Annotated in this window: 2 protein-coding genes and 1 pseudogene; 2 read left to right on the top strand and 1 reads right to left on the bottom strand. The window is 59.4% G+C overall.

The window, feature by feature from the left end:
* Positions 1 to 188, bottom strand: a pseudogene (locus tag AC1DT3_RS21600) (hypothetical protein); the annotation flags it as partial.
* Between the two features lie 226 nt (positions 189 to 414).
* Between AC1DT3_RS21600 and AC1DT3_RS21595 the strand changes: the two are divergent.
* Both AC1DT3_RS21595 and sugE read left to right on the top strand, forming a co-directional pair.
* Entirely contained in the window at positions 415 to 708 is a 294-nt protein-coding gene (locus AC1DT3_RS21595; RefSeq protein WP_477467234.1) for a hypothetical protein, read from the top strand.
* Between the two features lie 132 nt (positions 709 to 840).
* The gene (gene sugE / locus AC1DT3_RS21590) at positions 841 to 1,155 is read left to right on the top strand and encodes a quaternary ammonium compound efflux SMR transporter SugE (protein ID WP_477467233.1); all 315 of its coding nucleotides are present in this window, start codon (positions 841 to 843) and stop codon (positions 1,153 to 1,155) included.
* Positions 1,156 to 1,277 lie beyond the last annotated feature (122 nt).

Genomic DNA, 1,277 nt, shown 5'->3' with positions numbered 1-1,277 from the left:
GCGACCCGGAGCCATCCCCACATGACGGCAGCCGCGAGCATGAACCGCCATAAGACGGACATCTCCGGCGTGACAATGCCGAGTTGCGCGCGAATGCCGATCCAGCTCACACCCCACAGGAAGGCGGTAGCCGCGTAAAGGCCGAAATCGATCCTGTCGAAACGCGGAGGGGCAGACACGGTGTTCATGGATGTCGTCGTCATTGGAGGCCTGCGGTTCTCACCGCATGCCTATCCCGACGTCGCGCATAGAACAAATGATGAAATATCATCATTTTGCCAGCGGACGCTGATGGGAGATGCAGTGAGCGTTCGGCGGGAATAAGGGCGGATCCCCATTCTTCGTCCTTGACGAAACACTATCACCTAGCGTCCTGTCTTTCCTAGCATGCGCGTCGATTTCAAGGAGTTTTCAATGCGTTTTCGTCTTCCGGTCATCGTCGCCATGGCCATCCTCGCCAGTCCGGTCATGGCTCAGACGACCACCGAATCGCCGGCGCTGACGTTGAAAGTGCGTCCCGCGGGGACCACGGACGCCGACAGCGAAAATCGCGCCCGGCAGGAGCGCCTCGCAAAGCGCATGGAAGAGAACGATTTCCTGTTTCGATCGATCTGCATGCAATGTGGCGACGCGTGGAAACATAATTCCTACGCGCCGTTCGAGCCGTTGCGCGCCCTCAGGCCGTCGAGCCGCCTTTCCAGCGAGTAGAACTTTCCTGCTGCAGTCCAAAACTTGCGAGACGAGAGGGAACGCATATATTCCGGCCAGGCGGGGACGACCTCGCCATTTGTTTTGTTTCCGGGTGGGGACGACCCTGCCACTGACACACAGAGTTTTGTCATGGCATGGATTTATCTGGTTCTCGCCGGCCTCTTTGAAATCGGCTGGGCCATCGGCCTGAAATACACCGACGGTTTCACACGGCTGATACCCTCTCTGCTCACTGCAGTGAGCATGGTCGTCAGCGTCGTCCTGCTCGGCATCGCGCTGAAGACGCTCCCCGTCGGGACCGGCTATGCGGTGTGGACCGGCATCGGCACGGTCGGCACGGCCATCCTCGGCATCTATCTTCTCGGCGAACCCGCGACTGCGCTGCGCCTTGCGTGCATCGGCCTGATCGTCCTCGGTATTCTTGGATTGAAGGCAGCGTCCTGAGCCTACTTCCTTCGAGACGCAACCTTGCGGCTCCTCGGGATGAGGCTATGGGGTTTGTGGAAGCCGCAGGATGATCTCAGAACACGCATTCCTCGAAGGCCGGGAGTACCGAACCGTTCCAC

Source organism: Microvirga sp. P4_G7, assembly GCF_056401005.1.
Note: the sequence above shows the minus strand (reverse complement) of the source record. Positions and strands in the feature narration are given on the sequence as shown.

Excerpts from the sequence above, each read along its gene's own strand:
- AC1DT3_RS21595 (WP_477467234.1), top strand. The coding sequence starts at position 415 with ATGCGTTTTCGTCTTCCGGTCATCGTCGCCATGGCCATCCTCGCCAGT.
- sugE (WP_477467233.1), top strand. The coding sequence starts at position 841 with ATGGCATGGATTTATCTGGTTCTCGCCGGCCTCTTTGAAATCGGCTGG.